Origin of the sequence: Citrobacter sp. TBCS-14 (assembly GCF_005280805.1) — a bacterium.
GTDB lineage: Bacteria > Pseudomonadota > Gammaproteobacteria > Enterobacterales > Enterobacteriaceae > Citrobacter > Citrobacter gillenii.
Genome location: NZ_SZWM01000815.1, coordinates 1 through 286, shown reverse-complemented (window position 1 = coordinate 286; position 286 = coordinate 1). Strand labels below are relative to the sequence as shown.

Below are 286 nucleotides of genomic sequence, written 5' to 3'. Positions count from 1 at the left end.
TGGTCTGTTGGCGCCGCTGCTGGTCGCGATTGTGCTGGCTTATCTGCTGGAATGGCCTACCGCCCGGCTGGAAAATATCGGTTGCTCGCGGCGCTGGGCGACGTCAATTGTGCTGGTGGTGTTTGTCGGTATTTTACTGCTGATGGCGTTTGTGGTGATGCCCGTTGCATGGCAGCAGGGCATCTATCTGATACGCGATATGCCTGGCATGCTCAACAAGTTGTCTGACTTTGCCGCCACCTTACCGCGACGTTATCCGGCGCTGATGGATGCGGGCATCATTGAT

At 56.6% G+C, this 286-nt stretch carries 1 protein-coding gene; it reads left to right on the top strand.

The features are described 5' to 3' along the window. On the top strand, window positions 1–286 hold a 286-nt coding region (locus tag FDX22_RS21460), incomplete at both ends, for an AI-2E family transporter (RefSeq protein ID WP_146717744.1).